The following is a 14,364-nucleotide window of genomic DNA, read 5'->3' on the forward strand; positions in this document are numbered from 1 at the left end:
GCGAACCCACAATGCAGGCAAAGAGGGAGGGAGGCCGACGGGCGCGAGCCGGTCCGCCGCTTCGATGCTGAAGATGATCTGCTTGGCCGCCACCTTGGGTGCTGCGGTGTCGGCGTCTGCGTGGCAGACGTCGTTGCAATGGCGCGGCCGGACCGCGCAGGCCGCGGCCACCGCCGACGGCGGCTTCGTGCTGAGCTCGGCGCAGGGGACGCGCACGCTGGCGGCACAGCCGTTGCGCAGCGAAACCGCCAGCCCGCTGTTCGATGCGCTGTTCGCGCTGGCGCAGCAGGAATTGCACGACGACCAGGTCGACGCGATCCGCGATCCCGCCTTCGACCACGGCAAGCCGCTGCCGTGCGACTGCTACCAGACCGGCGAACGCTGGCCCTACGTATGGACCCGTGACGTCAGTTATGCCGCCGATCTGGCGCTGGCGCGGCTGGACCCGCAGCGCACGCGGCGCTCGCTGCGCTTCAAGCTGTCGCCGATGCGCGGCACCGATGCGCTGCCGGGCTTGTTCGTGGCCCAGGACACCGGTTCCGGCGGCAGCTGGCCGGTGAGCAGCGACCGCGTGGTCTGGTTCCTGGCCGCGCGGCATCTGCTCGACGATGCGCAGTTCGCCGCCGACACCCGTGCCGCGCTCGACGCGACCCTGGCGCAGGACCGTGAATTCGCGTTCGATCCGCGGATCGGCCTGTACCGCGGCGAGACCTCGTTCCTGGACTGGCGCGAGCAGACCTATCCGGCCTGGACCCGCGACGACGTGCGCTTCATCGCCGAGTCGTTCGCGCTGTCCACCAATGTGCTGCATTACCAGGCGTTGCGCCTGGGCGAGCGGCTGGCGCGCGAGCAGGGCGACACTGCGGCGGCGGCGCGCTATGCCGGTTGGGCGGATGCGCTGCAGCAGGCGATCGCGCAGCGCTTCTGGCGCGAGGACCGTGGCACCTACGTCAGCTATCTCGGCAGCGCCGCGCATCCGGTGGCCTACGAAAGCTACGACCTGCTGGGCCTGTCGCTGGCGGTGCTGGCCGACGTGCTGCCGCGCGAACGCGCACGCCAGGCCCTGGCGCGCTATCCGGCGGTCGAGGCGGGCAGCCCGGTGGTGTGGCCGCAGCAGCAGGCCGTGCCGATCTACCACAACCGCGCGATCTGGCCGTTCGTCAGTGCGTATGCGCTGCGCGCGGCACGGCATACCGACGACAGCGCGCGCATCGCCTTCGAAGTGCGTTCGCTGCTGCGCGGCGCCGCGCTGGCCGGCTCGAACATGGAGAACTACGAATTCCTGAGCCAGGCCGCGCATGTGGACGACGGTCCGCTCAGCGGGCCGGTGGTCAATTCGCCGCGGCAGCTATGGTCGGTGGCCGGCTACCTGGCGATGGTGATCGAAGGCGTGTTCGGCGTCGAAGACGACGGCAGCGTGGTGCCCAAGCTGCCGGTGAGCCTGGTGCCGATGCTGTTCGGCGAGCGCGACCAGATCGCGCTGCAGCTGCGCGAGCGGCGCGTCGTGCTGCGGCGGCCTGCACAGTTGCATGGCGACCTGCTGGTGGCCGGCGGCACGCGCACCCAGGACGGCGTGACCACCGTGCAATTGGTCGCGCGCGACACGGCGAGCATGCCGGTGCCGCTGCTCGCGGCCGCCGATGCGTTCGCCCCGCTCGCGCCGCGAGCGCCGCGTGTCGAGCGCGATGCGCAGGGCTGGCGCGTGGCCGCCGCCGCCGACACGGTGCTGTACGTCGATGGACAGCGCCAGCCAGGCGCTGCCGATGGCGTGCGCCTGCCGTTGCGCGAATCCGTGCAGTGCCTGAGCCTGACCCGCCGCGATGCGCACTGGGAGTCGCTGCACAGCCCCACGGTCTGCATCGGCGACGCGATCCGCCTGAGCGGGCGCGACGACTGGCGCTGGACTGCGCCACGCGATGGCGAGTACCGGCTGAGCCTGCGCTACGTCAACGCGCACGGCCCGATCAACACCGGCGTCACCGCCGCGGTGAAGCAGCTGCAGCTGCAGTGCGGCGATGCCGCGCCGCAGCGCATGCCGGTAGTGATGCCGCACAGCGTCGGCGAACAGGAGTCCACTGCCGCGGTGTTCGCGCTGAAGGCCGGGCAGGCTTGCCGCATCCGCCTGGCGCCTGCGGCGAACATGAGCGCGCTGCAGCACTTCGCGCGCTACACCGGCGGCCAAGGCGGCGCCGACGGCGTGGTCAATGCGGCCGATGTCGCCGCGCTGCTGATCGCGCCGGCCGGCACCGTGCAGGTGCGCCGATGAGCGCCGTCGCGCGCGCCAAGCCGGCGCTGTCGTTCTGGCAGATCTGGAACATGTGCTTCGGCTTCCTTGGTATCCAGTTCGGTTTTGCGCTGCAGAACGCCAATGCCAGCCGCATCTTCCAGACCCTGGGCGCGGACATGGAGCAGGTGCCGGGGCTGTGGATCGCCGCGCCGCTGACCGGGCTGATCGTGCAGCCGATCGTCGGCTATCTGTCCGACCGCACCTGGAACCGCTTCGGCCGGCGCCGACCGTATTTCATGGTCGGCGCGCTGTTCACCACGCTGGCGCTGCTGGTGATGCCGAACTCGCCGGCGCTGTGGGTGGCGGCCGGCACGCTGTGGATCCTGGATGCGTCGATCAACATCTCCATGGAGCCGTTCCGCGCCTTCGTCGGCGACCAGTTGCCGCAACGCCAGCGCGCCAGCGGCTATGCGATGCAGAGCTTCTTCATCGGCGTCGGCGCGGTGGTGGCGAGCATGCTGCCTTGGCTGTTGGCGCAGTGGGGCGTGAGCAATACCGCCGCGCCCGGTCACGTGCCGGCGACGGTGCGCTACGCGTTCTACCTCGGCGGCGCGGTGCTGTTCCTGTCCATTGGCTGGACCGTGCTGCGCACGCGCGAGTATCCGCCCGAAACGCTGCAGGAGTTCGACGACGCGCCGCCGTCGCACGCCGCCGAACACGCGACAGCCATGCCGCGTTCGGATGCCGCCGCGGCGATCTGGCTGCTGCTGGGCCTTGCCGGCGCGGCGGCGATCTTCTGGAGCCGCGGCGACCGCATGCTGTACGTGCTGGCCGGCCTGGTCGCCGGCTATGGACTGTTGCAATGGCTGGCGCCGCGACTGAGGCCGCACCACATGCTGGCGGCGATCATGCGCGACGTGCAGGCGATGCCGCAGGCGATGCGACGCCTGGCCTGGGTGCAGTTCTTCTCCTGGTTCGCGCTGTTCGCGATGTGGATCTACACCACAGCGGCGGTGACGCAGACGCACTACGGCGCCACCGACACTGCCTCGGCGGCGTACAACGACGGCGCCAACTGGGTGGGCGTGCTGTTCGGTGCGTACAACGGCTTCGCCGCGCTCGCCGCGATCGCCATTCCGCTGCTGGTGCGCGCATTCGGCCTGCGCGTCAGCCATCTGCTCAACCTGTGCCTGGGGGCGGCCGGGCTGCTGTCGTTCCTGTGGATCCGCGATCCGCAGTGGCTGCTGCTGTCGATGCTCGGTGTCGGCTTCGCCTGGGCCTCGATCCTGTCGCTGCCGTATGCCTTGCTGTCCGACAGCGTGCCGGCGGCGAAGATGGGGGTGTACATGGGCATCTTCAATTTCTTCATCGTGATCCCGCAGCTGGTCGCGGTCAGCGTGCTGGGTTTCGTGCTCACGCACTGGCTCGGCGGCCGGCCGCTGTACGCGCTGGGCATCGGCGGTGCCAGCCTGCTGCTGGCGGCGCTGTGCGTGCTGCGGGTTCCCGCCGAACACGGAGCAAGGCAATGACGTATCGGATGTCGCTGCTGGCGCTGGCCTTGCTGGGTGCCATTGCGCCACCGGCGCGTGCGCAGGCAGCGGCGGAGTACTACGGCACCCTGGAGCCGTTCGCCAGCGAGGCGGTGTATTTCGTGGTCACCGACCGTTTCGTCAACGGCGATCCCGGCAACGATCACCGCGACCAGGGCGGCGCGCACCGCACCTTCGACATCCCGCTGCCGGCGCCGCCGGGCGAGAGCGACAACATCGGCTACCTGGGCGGCGACTTCAAGGGCGTGGTCGACAACGCCGGCTATCTCCGCGGGCTGGGCTTCGGCGCGGTATGGATCACCCCGATCGTCGACAATCCGGACGAAGCGTTCACCGGCGGCAAGCCGATCAGCTGGGGCAGCAACCTGAGCGATCGCGGCAAGACCGGCTATCACGGATACTGGGGCGTCAATTTCTACAAGCTGGACGAACACCTGCCCAGCCCGGGCCTGGATTTCGCCGGCTTCACCCAGGCGATGCATGCGCAAGGGCTGAAGGTGGTGCTGGACATCGTCGGCAACCACGGCTCGCCAGCCTATACGATGCCGAAGCGGCAGCCGATGTTCGGCCAGGTGTTCGATCGCGACGGCAAGCTCGTCGCCGACCACCAGAACCTGCCGCCGGCCAGGCTGGATCCGGCGCACAACCCGCTGCATGCGTTCTACAACACCGGCGGCGGCCTGGCCGAGCTGTCGGACTTCAACGAGCGCAATCCGGCGGTGATGGCGTATCTGGTCGGCGCCTATTCGCAATGGCTGGGGCAGGGCGCGGACGCGTTCCGCATCGACACCATCGGCTGGATGCCGGACAGCTTCTGGCACGAGTTCGTGCGCCGCATCCGCGCGCAGCGGCCGGGCATGTTCATGTTCGGCGAGGCCTTCGACTACGACGCGCGCAAGATCGCCGGGCACACCTGGGCGCGCAACGCCGGGGTCAGCGTGCTGGATTTCCCGCTGAAGCAGGCGCTGTCCACGGTGTTCGGGCATGCGCGCGGCGGCTTCGAGCAATTGCAGGCGCCGCTGTACCTGGAGCGCGGTCCGTACGCCAATCCGTACGAGCTGATGACCTTCTACGACAACCACGACATGGCGCGGCTGGACGCCAGCGACGCCGGCTTCATCGATGCGCACAACTGGCTGTTCACCGCGCGCGGCATCCCGGTGATCTACTACGGCTCGGAAACCGGCTTCATGCGCGGCCGCGCCGAGCACGCCGGCAACCGCAACTATTTCGGCCAGGCGCGGGTGGACGCGGCGCCGCAGAGTCCGATCTTCGCGCCGTTGCAACGCATCGCGCTGCTGCGGCAACGCACGCCGGCGCTGCAGCGCGGGCTGCAGCTCGACCTGCGCCTGTCCGGCGACGAGGCGGTGTTCTATCGCGTGTTCCAGCATGCCGGCGGCACCCAGACCGCGCTGGTGCTGCTGAACAAGAGCGACGCGCCGCGCACGCTGGAAGTGCGGCGTTACCTGCAGCCGGGCACCTGGCGCGACGGTTTCGACGGCAGTGCGGTCGAGGTCGCGGACAGCTTGCGTGCCGAGGTGCCGGCGCACGGCGTGCGCGTGTTCCTGTCCGATGCGCCGATCGTTCGCTCGGATCTGCGCGCGCGGCTGGATTGGCTGATGGCCGCCAAGGACGGCGTGGAGCCGCCGCAATAGCGTATCCCTCGATGCTTATTCTTGTAGAAGGCCATAGCCGCGAGGCTTTAGCGCTAAAGCCTCGCGACTGAACGGCACCTCTAATAACCCCAAAAAACTCGACTAAAACGCTCGCAAGTCATTGATGCGCATAGTGCGAAATTTTTAGAATCGAGGTTATTAGAGGTGCCCTGAAGTCGCTCCCACAGGAGTCTACGGCGAGCCGGCGGAGTGCACTGTAGGAGGGACTTCAGTCCCGATGGCGTCCGAAGCGGAATAGCTGGACTGCGCCGTTCGTCGCGGCTGAAGCCGCTCCACAGGAAAACGGGCGGTTACGCCGCCGCCGGCTGCGGCTCGGCCCACACGCTGTTCGGTTCGCCATGGCGTGCGCGGCGCGCGGTCGCGCGTGCCAGCGCGGCGAAGCCCACCGCCATCGCCAGGGCCATGCCGTCGACCCAGAACAGCGGCCATTGCCCGGCCGCCGCGCTGGTCCACATCCACCAGCCGCTGGCCAAGCCGTGCGCCAGCGGGATCGCCGCGGTCACCGCGGCGGCGGTCCACAGCAGCTCGCGCGCGGCCTGCGCCGGCGCGCGCAGCGCCGCCCACAGCGCGCACAGCGCCCAGCTGCCGAAGCAGGTCCAGCGCATGCCGGCATCCACCGCGTCCGGCGCTGCGCGTTCCAGCACCTGCACCGCGACGAACGCCGCCGAGATCGCCACGCACAGGCCGATGCACACCCCGACCGTGGCCCGCGCCATGTTGATCTGCGCGCGGCCTTGCTGCGCCTGGCGGCGTTTGCGCCGCGATTCGATCCACAGCAGGTTGCCCGAGTAGAACAGGAACGCGCCGCCGATGCCGAGCAGGAAATACAGCCACGGAATCAGCGCATTGCCGTACTCGCCGAAATGCAGCGCGTAGGCCGAGGTCAGCGTGGCGTGGTTGGCGTCGCGGCGGCCGGGCAGCTGGGTGGCGATCACCTTGCCGCTGGCCGCGTCCAGCGCCACCGTGCCGGTCGGCCCCAAGGTGCCGGGCGATTCGCCGCTGATCTCCACGGTGGCGTTGCGGTCGCCGGCGTGCTGCAGCTTCATGTACACCGGCTCGAATTCATGCAATCCCTGCCGCCGCGCCTCGGCGACGGCGCGCGCGTTCCAGTCGGCCAGCGTGCCCACGGGTGCGGGCGTGCCGCTGGCGCTGCGCACCGGCGCGGTGTCCATCGCCACCGGCATCGCCTCGGCCACCTTGCCGTCGAAGACCAGCGGGTTCAGCGCCGCCATCAGTACCAGCGACAGGCACAGCACCGCGCCGGTCACTGCGAACATCAGGTGCAGCGGCAGGCTCAGCACGCCGATCACGTTGTGCGCGTCCAGCCAGAACTGCTTGAGGTTGCGGCCCGGGCGCAGCGCGAACAGGTCCTTGAGCAGCTTCGGCAGATGGATGATCACCCCGGACACGATCGCCACCGCATACAGCAGGCTGACGATGCCCATCAGATAGATGCCCGCCACCGGCAGGCCCAGCGTGTAGTGCAGTTCGTTGACCAGGGTGGCCAGTCCGGCCTGCGGCAGGGTCGGGCCGCCCTCCAGGTCGTCCAGCGTGGCCATCTGCCACTCGCCCTGGGCGTCGGGCCAGTAGACCAGCGCCTTGGGAAACTCGCTGCTGGGGAACAGCATGCCGAGCATCGGCTTGGCTTGCGGATGCCGCGCCAGGGTGGCATCGAGCAGGTGCTGCGCATCGTCCAGGCTCTGCACCGGCACCACCTGCTGCGACTGCCAGCGCGGCAGGTCGTGGTGGAACACGGTGATCGCGCCGGCATAGAAGGCCACGAACAGGGCGAAGCCGGCGACCAGGCCCATCCAGGTGTGCAGGGCGGTGAAGGTGCGCAGCGTGGCGGCTTGCAGTTTCATGCGGATGTCCTCATTGCGCCCAGCCCAGGGCCTTCAGCGCCCACAGCAGGGCGAAGCCGGCCACTGCCAGCGCGCTCAACCAACTCCAGGCACGGCGCCCGCTGGCGCAGCAATAGGCGCCGATCGCCACGCCCACCCACAGCGGCACGAATGCGATCAGCGCGGGGACCAGCGCCTGCTGCCACGGCCCAGGCGGCAGCCAGCAGACCAGGCCGGTCAGCGCGCTGGCCAGGAAGAAGCCGGGAATCAACCCGGCCAGGCCGCGGCTCCACATCATCGCGGCCGGCTCCGCGCCGCGTCGCCTGCGTCGCCGCGCAGGGCGCCGACGGTCGGGACCAGCATCAGCGCCAGCATCCAGCTGGCCAGCATCGCGCACAGCCCGGCGCCGACGCCCAACTGCGCGATCCAGGCCGCCAGCGAGGCGATCGCCAGCGCCAGGCCAAGCCCGTTGCCGAACCGGCGCAGGCGCCGCAGCGGCGCCAGGCGGCAGTTCGGCGAGCCGGCGTACAGGGCCAGCGCCGACAGCGCCGCGCACACGGCGGCCAAGGCGATCCCGGCAATGGTCGCGCTCATCGGGCACCGATCCACGGTGCCGACCGCGCCTGCCTGCGGCATGCGGCGGCGGCTGGCGCGAGCGGTGAGGTCGGGTGGGGACGGGCAGGGGGCATCGGCATTCCTGGCGGCGGCGTGCAGTCGCGGCAGTCCGCGACGCTGACGCGCGGATGATAATCATTCTGCTTTGGTAAGGAAAACGCGGCCGGTGCGCTTGCCTGTCTGCGCGGAGGACATTGCGTCTCCGGCCGCGTCCGCGGGCCGGTAAGCGCTCAGCTGCGCAGCGAGGAGCCACGCAACGCCAGCGTCACCGGCAGGGTGCGGCTGGCGACCGGCTGCCCGGCGATCTGCGCCAGCAGGGTCTCCACCAGCACCGCGCCGGCCAGCTTGGTGTCCTGTTGCACGGTCGACAGCGCCGGCGCCACACAGGCGGCGATCGGGATGTCGTCGAAGCCGGCCAGGGCCACGTCCTCGGGCACGCGCAGGCCGTGTTCGCGCAATGCCTTCAGCGCGCCGATCGCGATCAGGTCGCTGGCGGCGAACACCGCGTCGAAGCGTTCGCCGCCGCGCAGCAGCGCCTGCGCCGCCTCGTAGCCCGATTGTTCGGTGGTGATCGCGTCCAGCTGCAGGCCGGGAACGATGTCCGATCCGGCCGTGCGCAGCGCCTGGGCATGGCCGCGGTAGCGCTCGAGGAACTCGGGGTAGTGGTGCGAGGCGTCGCCGAGGAAGGCGATGCGCCGGCAGCCCTGTTGCAGCAGATGCGCGGTGATGTCGTGGCCGCCCTGGAAGTTGTCGCTGCCGATCGACACCCCCGGCTGCCCGGGCAGCACCGCGCCCCAGCGCACGAAGTGGGTGCCCTGGTCGACCAGATGCTGCAGCCGCTGCTGCGCCTGCAGATAGTCGCCGTAGCCGAGCAGGATCAGGCCGTCGGCCTTCTGGCTGTCGCCGTAATCGGCGCGCCAGTTGTCCGACAGCTGCTGGAACGACACCAGCAGGTCGTAGCCGTGGCGCGCGCAGGCGCGGGTGATCGAGCCCAGCATCGAGTGGAAGAACGGGTTGATCAGCGAGTCGTCGGTGGTCGGGTCTTCGAAGAACAGCAGCGCCAGCGTGCCGGCATTGCGCAGGCGCAAGCTGGAGGCGTGCTTGTCGACCTTGTAATTCAGTTCGTTGGCGATCGCCAGGATCTTGCGCCGGGTCTGCTCGTTGACCGCCGGGCTGCCGCGCAGTGCGCGCGACACGGTGGGCTGCGAGACGCCCGCCAGATAGGCGATATCGAGCGATGTGGCCTTGCCTTTGATGACGGGCGCTCGCAGTGCAGGGAAAAACAGACCGAAGCATGCCATGGCGTACGGGATAGCACTTGCTGCGGCGCAGCGTGGCGCGGGACTCGGGACTCGGGGGCCGGAAGAGCACAGCCCGTGCAGCTTCGTTGCCACCGCGCTGCAGGCCTTGACCGTCGGTTGCCACGCACACCACCAACGCCAGCCAAGCGCCTTTCCGAGTCCCCGGTCCCGAGTCCCGAGTCCCGCGCCCTTCAACTCCACACACCACCCAAATGCGTTACCATTTGGTCTGTCTTCAATGTGGAACTACGGGTGGCCCGCGGCAACGCCGGCCGAGCGTGCGACATGAGCACTACCATCGCCCCAGCATGACCCCCCGTCCAAGGCTGTCCGAGCAGGCGCCCTTGTGGCGCCTTCTTTGTATCCCGCGCCTTGCGCCGCCGGCTTCCGGCGCGCCGCGGGAAACGCCCGACCCGTCTCGCTCCCCTTCTTGCCGAATCCCATGATCACGATCACGCTCCCCGACGGCAGCCGCCGCGAATTCGAACACCCCGTCAGTCCCATGGACGTGGCCCTGTCCATCGGCCCGGGCCTGGCCAAGGCGACCATCGCTGGCCAGGTCGACGGCCGCCTGGTCGACGCCTGCGACCTCATCGAGCACGACGCCAGCCTGCGCCTGATCACCGCCAAGGACGCCGAGGGCGTGGAGATCATCCGCCACTCCTGCGCGCACCTGGTCGGCCATGCGGTCAAGCAGCTGTATCCCGCGGTCAAGATGGTGATCGGCCCGGTCATCGCCGAGGGCTTCTACTACGACATCTACAGCGAGCGCCCGTTCACCCCCGAGGACATGGCGGCGATCGAGCAGCGCATGCAGGAGCTGATCGCGCAGGATTACGACGTGGTCAAGAAGGTCACCCCGCGCGCCGAGGTGATCGAACTGTTCCGCCAGCGCGGCGAGGACTACAAGCTGCGCCTGATCGAGGACATGGCCGACGATGTCACCGCGATGGGCCTGTACTACCACCAGGAATACGTGGACATGTGCCGCGGCCCGCACGTGCCCAACACGCGCTTCCTCAAGGCGTTCAAGCTGACCCGCATCTCCGGCGCCTATTGGCGCGGCGATGCCAAGAACGAGCAGCTGCAGCGCATCTACGGCACCGCCTGGGCCGACAAGAAGCAGCTGGACGCCTACATCCTGCGCATGGAGGAAGCGGACAAGCGCGACCATCGCAAGATCGGCAAGCAGCAGGGCCTGTTCCATCTGCAGGAAGAGGGCCCGGGCCTGGTGTTCTGGCATCCGAAGGGCTGGTCGATCTGGCAGGTGGTCGAGCAGTACATGCGCCGCGTGTACCGCGACAGCGGCTACGGCGAGGTGCGCTGCCCGCAGATCCTGGACGTGTCGCTGTGGCAGAAGTCCGGCCACTGGGACAACTACCAGGACAACATGTTCTTCACCGAGTCGGAGAAGCGCACCTACGCGGTCAAGCCGATGAACTGTCCCGGCCACGTACAGGTGTTCAACCAGGGCCTGCACAGCTACCGCGACCTGCCGATCCGCTACGGCGAGTTCGGCGCCTGTCACCGCAACGAGCCGTCCGGCGCGCTGCACGGCATCCTGCGCGTGCGCGGCTTCACCCAGGACGACGGCCACATCTTCTGCACCGAGCAGCAGATCGAGGCCGAGGTCACCGCGTTCCACCAGCAGGCGCTGAAGGTGTATGCGGACTTCGGGTTCGACGACATCCAGATCAAGATCGCGCTGCGCCCGGAAAAGCGCCTGGGCGACGACGCGACCTGGGACAAGGCCGAGGCCGCGCTGCGCGCCGCGCTCGGCGCCTGCGGCGTGGAATGGCAGGAACTGCCGGGCGAGGGCGCGTTCTATGGCCCCAAGATCGAGTACCACCTGAAGGACGCGATCGGCCGCACCTGGCAGCTGGGCACGATGCAGGTCGACTTCATGATGCCCGGCCGCCTCGGCGCCGAGTACGTGGACGAGAACAGCCAGAAGCAGCACCCGGTCATGCTGCACCGGGCCATCGTCGGCTCGATGGAGCGGTTCATCGGCATCCTGATCGAGCACCATGCCGGCGCGTTCCCGGCCTGGCTGTCGCCGGTGCAGGCAATGGTGATGAACATCACCGATGCCCAGGCCGACTATGTAGACAGCGTGCGGAAACTCCTTGCAAATCAAGGCTTCCGCATCGAGGCCGATTTGCGGAACGAAAAAATCGGCTATAAGATTCGCGAACACACGCTGCAGCGGGTGCCGTACCTGCTGGTGGCGGGCGACCGCGAGAAGGAAAACGGCGCCATTGCAGTCCGCACGCGATCGGGGGAGGATCTGGGAACCATGTCGGTTGCCGCCTTCGCCGAACGGCTGCGCGCCGAGCAACTGGCGTAAGACAACCCCGATGCGGGCGGAGCCTCCGTCCGCGTCGGTCCGATTCCCCTGGGAGATTGCAACATCAGTACCCCTGACAACAAACAGAACCGCAAGAACCAAGAGATCCGTGTCCCGCGCGTTCGCGTGATCGGCAAGGACGGCGAGATGGTCGGCGTGTTGACCCGCGACGAAGCGCTGGCGCTGGCCGAAGAGGACGGACTCGACCTGGTCGAGATCCAGCCGCAGGCCGATCCGCCGGTCTGCAAGATCATGGACTTCGGCAAGTTCAAGTTCGAGCAGCAGAAGAAGGCGAACGAAGCGAAGAAGAAGACCAAGCAGGTCGAGATCAAGGAAATCAAGTTCCGTCCGGTCACGGACGAGGGCGATTACCAGATCAAGCTGCGCAACATGCGTCGCTTCCTCGAAGAGGGCGACAAGGTCAAGGTCAACATCCGTTTCCGTGGCCGCGAAATGAGCCACCAGGAACTCGGGCGCGAAATGGCGTCGCGGATCGAGGCCGACCTTGGCGAAGACATCGTCATCGAATCGCGTCCGCGCCTGGAAGGCCGGCAGATGGTGATGATGATCGCGCCGAAGAAGCGCTGATCGCAGGTCAGGATCGCGCCCCGCCCATGTGCGGGAGCGCGGGGCCACCCCGGGCGCCTGTCGGCGCCCTTTGCGTTTCCCGACCGCAGCGCCCCGTCGCGCTTGCGGCGTGCTCGTGGGGTGTGCAGCCTTTTCGAGTCCCGAGTCCCGAGTCCCGAGTCCAGAGTCCCGAGTCCCGAGTCCAGAGTCCCGAGTCCCGAGTCCCGAGTCCCGAGTCCCGGCGCCCGGATCGAACTGCATGATTTGCAAGGCATTCCAAGCCCTGGCATAATGCGCGGCCCAGTACATCGGGTTTGCCGTCAACGCGGCAATAGGACCCGCCCTGATTCTTTGAGGATCAAGGGCTTACAAGCCGGTACGGGCACGGACGGAAAGCGTGGCGCAGCCACCGCCCTGACCAGTGACAAAACACCATCAAGGACATTGCAATGCCCAAGATCAAGACCAACCGGGCGGCGGCCAAGCGCTTCCGCAAGACCGCCTCCGGCAAATACAAGTGCGGCCACGCCAACCGTAGCCATATCCTCACCAAGAAAGCGACCAAGCGGAAGCGCAACCTGCGGCAGACGAACCATGTTCGTGCCGAGGACGCTGGCCGTCTTGACCGTATGCTGCCTTACCTCTGAGGACTGAACCATGGCTCGAGTAAAACGTGGCGTCCAGGCACGCCGTCGTCACAAGAAAGTTCTGAACCTGGCCAAGGGCTACTACAACGCCCGTCGCAAGGTCTTCCGCGTCGCCAAGCAGGCGGTGATCAAGGCGCAGCAGTACGCCTACATTGGCCGCAAGCAGAAGAAGCGCGTGTTCCGTTCGCTGTGGATCACCCGCATCAATGCGGCGGCCCGCATCAATGGCCTGAGCTACAGCCGTTTCATGAACGGCCTGCTCAAGGCTGGCATCACCCTGGATCGCAAGGTGCTGGCGGATATCGCCGTGCACGACGCGCAGGGCTTTGCCGCCTTGGCGGAGAAGGCAAAGGGCGCGCTGGCGGCATAAGTGCGAGTCCCTCGCAGGAGCCCGCACATCCATGTGCGGGTTTTCAACGAGGCGCCATCGCAGACATGCAGGGGAAGGGCGCGAGTCCTTCCCCTTTTTGCGTTTTGGGCATCCCGATCGCGGGATCGATCCTGTCGCGGGATGTCTCCCGGGCACGGGATCCGGGTCGGGTGGTCGGCTGAAGTGAGGCGCGAGTGCAATGAGTGAGATCCAATCCCTGAGCGGGCAGGCGCTGGCGGACATCGCCGCGGCGGCCAGTCCCGAAGCGCTGGAGCAGTTGCGCGTCGCGCTGCTGGGCAAGAGCGGCAGCATCACCGCGCAACTGAAGCAACTCGGCGCGTTGCCGCCGGAGCAGCGCAAGCTGGCCGGCGAGGCGATCAACCAGGCGCGCGATGCGGTCTCCGCGGCGCTGGCCGAACGCCGCGCTTTGCTGGAAGGCGCGGCGCTGGATGCGCGCCTGGCCGCCGAGCGCATCGACGTGACCCTGCCGGGCCGGCGCGGCGAGCGCGGCGGCTTGCACCCGGTCACGCGCACGCTGGAGCGCATCACCGAGATCTTCGCGCGGCTGGGCTACGAGCTGTCCGACGGCCCGGAGATCGAGGACGACTGGCACAACTTCGAGGCGCTGAACTTTCCCCCGCACCATCCGGCGCGGGCGATGCACGACACCTTCTACTTCGGCGACGGGCGCCTGTTGCGCACGCATACCTCCGGCGTGCAGGTGCGCTACATGGGCCGGCTTGTCGACCGTGGTGGCGCGCCGCCGCTGCGCATGATCGCCGCCGGCAAGGTCTACCGCAGCGACAGCGACCAGACCCATTCGCCGATGTTCCACCAGGTCGAAGGCCTGCTGGTCGACGAGCATTCCACCTTCGCCGACCTCAAGGGCACCCTGTCCGAGTTCGTGCGCGCGTTCTTCGAGCGCGATTTCGAGATGCGTTTCCGCCCCAGCTATTTCCCGTTCGTCGAACCCGGCGCGGAAGTGGACATCGCCTGGCAGCAGCCCGACGGCAGCACCCGCTGGCTGGAAGTGCTCGGCTGCGGCATGGTGCATCCGAACGTGCTGCGCAGCGTCGGCATCGATCCGGAGCGCTACACCGGCTTCGCCTTCGGCATGGGCGTGGAGCGCTTCGCGATGCTGCGCTACGGCGTCAACGACCTGCGCGCGTTCTTCGAGAACGATGTGCGGTTCTTGCGTCAGTTTGCTTGAGTTCTGTTCGGGA

The 14,364-nt window shown here is 68.2% G+C and carries 12 protein-coding genes; 8 read left to right on the forward strand and 4 right to left on the reverse strand.

Annotation, left to right across the window (positions count from 1 at the left end; all coding sequences use genetic code 11):
* The first annotated feature begins 64 nt into the window (after window positions 1-64).
* The 3 genes from NRY95_09215 to NRY95_09225 are packed head-to-tail and all read left to right on the forward strand — an operon-like array spanning window position 65 to window position 5,432.
* Complete coding sequence (locus tag NRY95_09215; GenBank protein ID UYC18109.1) at window positions 65-2,266, forward strand: Six-hairpin glycosidase-like protein; 2,202 nt, start codon at window positions 65-67, stop codon at window positions 2,264-2,266.
* On the forward strand, window positions 2,263-3,756 hold the full coding sequence (locus NRY95_09220) for an MFS transporter (GenBank protein UYC18110.1): 1,494 nt from the start codon (window positions 2,263-2,265) through the stop codon (window positions 3,754-3,756). Before NRY95_09215 ends, NRY95_09220 begins: the two co-directional genes overlap by 4 nt.
* Entirely contained in the window at window positions 3,753-5,432 is a 1,680-nt protein-coding gene (locus NRY95_09225; GenBank protein UYC18111.1) for an alpha-amylase family glycosyl hydrolase, read from the forward strand. The genes NRY95_09220 and NRY95_09225 overlap by 4 nt, the downstream gene beginning before the upstream one ends.
* 311 nt (window positions 5,433-5,743) lie before the next feature.
* On the opposite strand, the gene NRY95_09230 is transcribed toward NRY95_09225, so the two are convergent.
* The 4 genes from NRY95_09230 to NRY95_09245 all read right to left on the reverse strand — a co-directional run bounded on the left by NRY95_09230 (window position 5,744) and on the right by NRY95_09245 (window position 9,210).
* Complete coding sequence (locus tag NRY95_09230; protein ID UYC18112.1) at window positions 5,744-7,315, reverse strand: PepSY domain-containing protein; 1,572 nt, start codon at window positions 7,313-7,315, stop codon at window positions 5,744-5,746.
* Between the two features lie 10 nt (window positions 7,316-7,325).
* Entirely contained in the window at window positions 7,326-7,589 is a 264-nt protein-coding gene (locus NRY95_09235; protein ID UYC18546.1) for a hypothetical protein, read from the reverse strand.
* Window positions 7,589-7,888: a hypothetical protein gene (locus NRY95_09240; protein ID UYC18113.1), complete on the reverse strand. Its 300-nt coding sequence runs from the start codon at window positions 7,886-7,888 to the stop codon at window positions 7,589-7,591. The genes NRY95_09235 and NRY95_09240 overlap by 1 nt, the downstream gene beginning before the upstream one ends.
* Before the next feature lie 251 nt (window positions 7,889-8,139).
* A complete protein-coding gene (locus NRY95_09245) occupies window positions 8,140-9,210 on the reverse strand; it encodes a LacI family DNA-binding transcriptional regulator (GenBank protein ID UYC18114.1) in 1,071 nt (356 codons plus the stop codon).
* 442 nt (window positions 9,211-9,652) lie between these two features.
* On the opposite strand from NRY95_09245, the gene thrS reads away from it, so the two are divergent.
* From thrS to pheS, 5 genes are all read left to right on the forward strand, one after another.
* Complete coding sequence (gene thrS, locus NRY95_09250; protein UYC18115.1) at window positions 9,653-11,557, forward strand: threonine--tRNA ligase; 1,905 nt, start codon at window positions 9,653-9,655, stop codon at window positions 11,555-11,557.
* A 48-nt stretch (window positions 11,558-11,605) separates the two neighbouring features.
* Window positions 11,606-12,145 (forward strand): translation initiation factor IF-3, encoded by a 540-nt coding sequence (gene infC, locus NRY95_09255; GenBank protein UYC18547.1) that lies wholly within the window; start codon window positions 11,606-11,608, stop codon window positions 12,143-12,145.
* Between the two features lie 428 nt (window positions 12,146-12,573).
* Window positions 12,574-12,771, forward strand: coding sequence for a 50S ribosomal protein L35 (gene rpmI / locus NRY95_09260; GenBank protein UYC18116.1), 198 nt, complete (start codon window positions 12,574-12,576; stop codon window positions 12,769-12,771).
* Between the two features lie 10 nt (window positions 12,772-12,781).
* The gene (gene rplT, locus NRY95_09265) at window positions 12,782-13,141 is read left to right on the forward strand and encodes a 50S ribosomal protein L20 (GenBank protein ID UYC18117.1); all 360 of its coding nucleotides are present in this window, start codon (window positions 12,782-12,784) and stop codon (window positions 13,139-13,141) included.
* Between the two features lie 199 nt (window positions 13,142-13,340).
* Window positions 13,341-14,351, forward strand: a complete 1,011-nt coding sequence (pheS, locus tag NRY95_09270) for a phenylalanine--tRNA ligase subunit alpha (GenBank protein ID UYC18118.1) — start codon at window positions 13,341-13,343, stop codon at window positions 14,349-14,351.
* The last annotated feature ends 13 nt before the right edge of the window (window positions 14,352-14,364 follow it).

Source organism: Xanthomonas campestris pv. phormiicola (assembly GCA_025666215.1).
GTDB classification, from domain to species: domain Bacteria; phylum Pseudomonadota; class Gammaproteobacteria; order Xanthomonadales; family Xanthomonadaceae; genus Xanthomonas_A; species Xanthomonas_A campestris_A.

Bases quoted from the DNA above. Each gene is read 5' to 3' on its own strand.
- NRY95_09215 (UYC18109.1), top strand. From the start codon at position 65: ATGCTGAAGATGATCTGCTTGGCCGCCACCTTGGGTGCTGCGGTGTCG.
- NRY95_09225 (UYC18111.1), top strand. From the start codon at position 3,753: ATGACGTATCGGATGTCGCTGCTGGCGCTGGCCTTGCTGGGTGCCATT.
- thrS (UYC18115.1), top strand. From the start codon at position 9,653: ATGATCACGATCACGCTCCCCGACGGCAGCCGCCGCGAATTCGAACAC.
- NRY95_09245 (UYC18114.1), bottom strand. From the start codon at position 9,210: ATGGCATGCTTCGGTCTGTTTTTCCCTGCACTGCGAGCGCCCGTCATC.
- NRY95_09230 (UYC18112.1), bottom strand. From the start codon at position 7,315: ATGAAACTGCAAGCCGCCACGCTGCGCACCTTCACCGCCCTGCACACC.
- pheS (UYC18118.1), top strand. From the start codon at position 13,341: ATGAGTGAGATCCAATCCCTGAGCGGGCAGGCGCTGGCGGACATCGCC.
- NRY95_09220 (UYC18110.1), top strand. From the start codon at position 2,263: ATGAGCGCCGTCGCGCGCGCCAAGCCGGCGCTGTCGTTCTGGCAGATC.
- rplT (UYC18117.1), top strand. From the start codon at position 12,782: ATGGCTCGAGTAAAACGTGGCGTCCAGGCACGCCGTCGTCACAAGAAA.
- NRY95_09240 (UYC18113.1), bottom strand. From the start codon at position 7,888: ATGAGCGCGACCATTGCCGGGATCGCCTTGGCCGCCGTGTGCGCGGCG.
- rpmI (UYC18116.1), top strand. From the start codon at position 12,574: ATGCCCAAGATCAAGACCAACCGGGCGGCGGCCAAGCGCTTCCGCAAG.
- NRY95_09235 (UYC18546.1), bottom strand. From the start codon at position 7,589: ATGTGGAGCCGCGGCCTGGCCGGGTTGATTCCCGGCTTCTTCCTGGCC.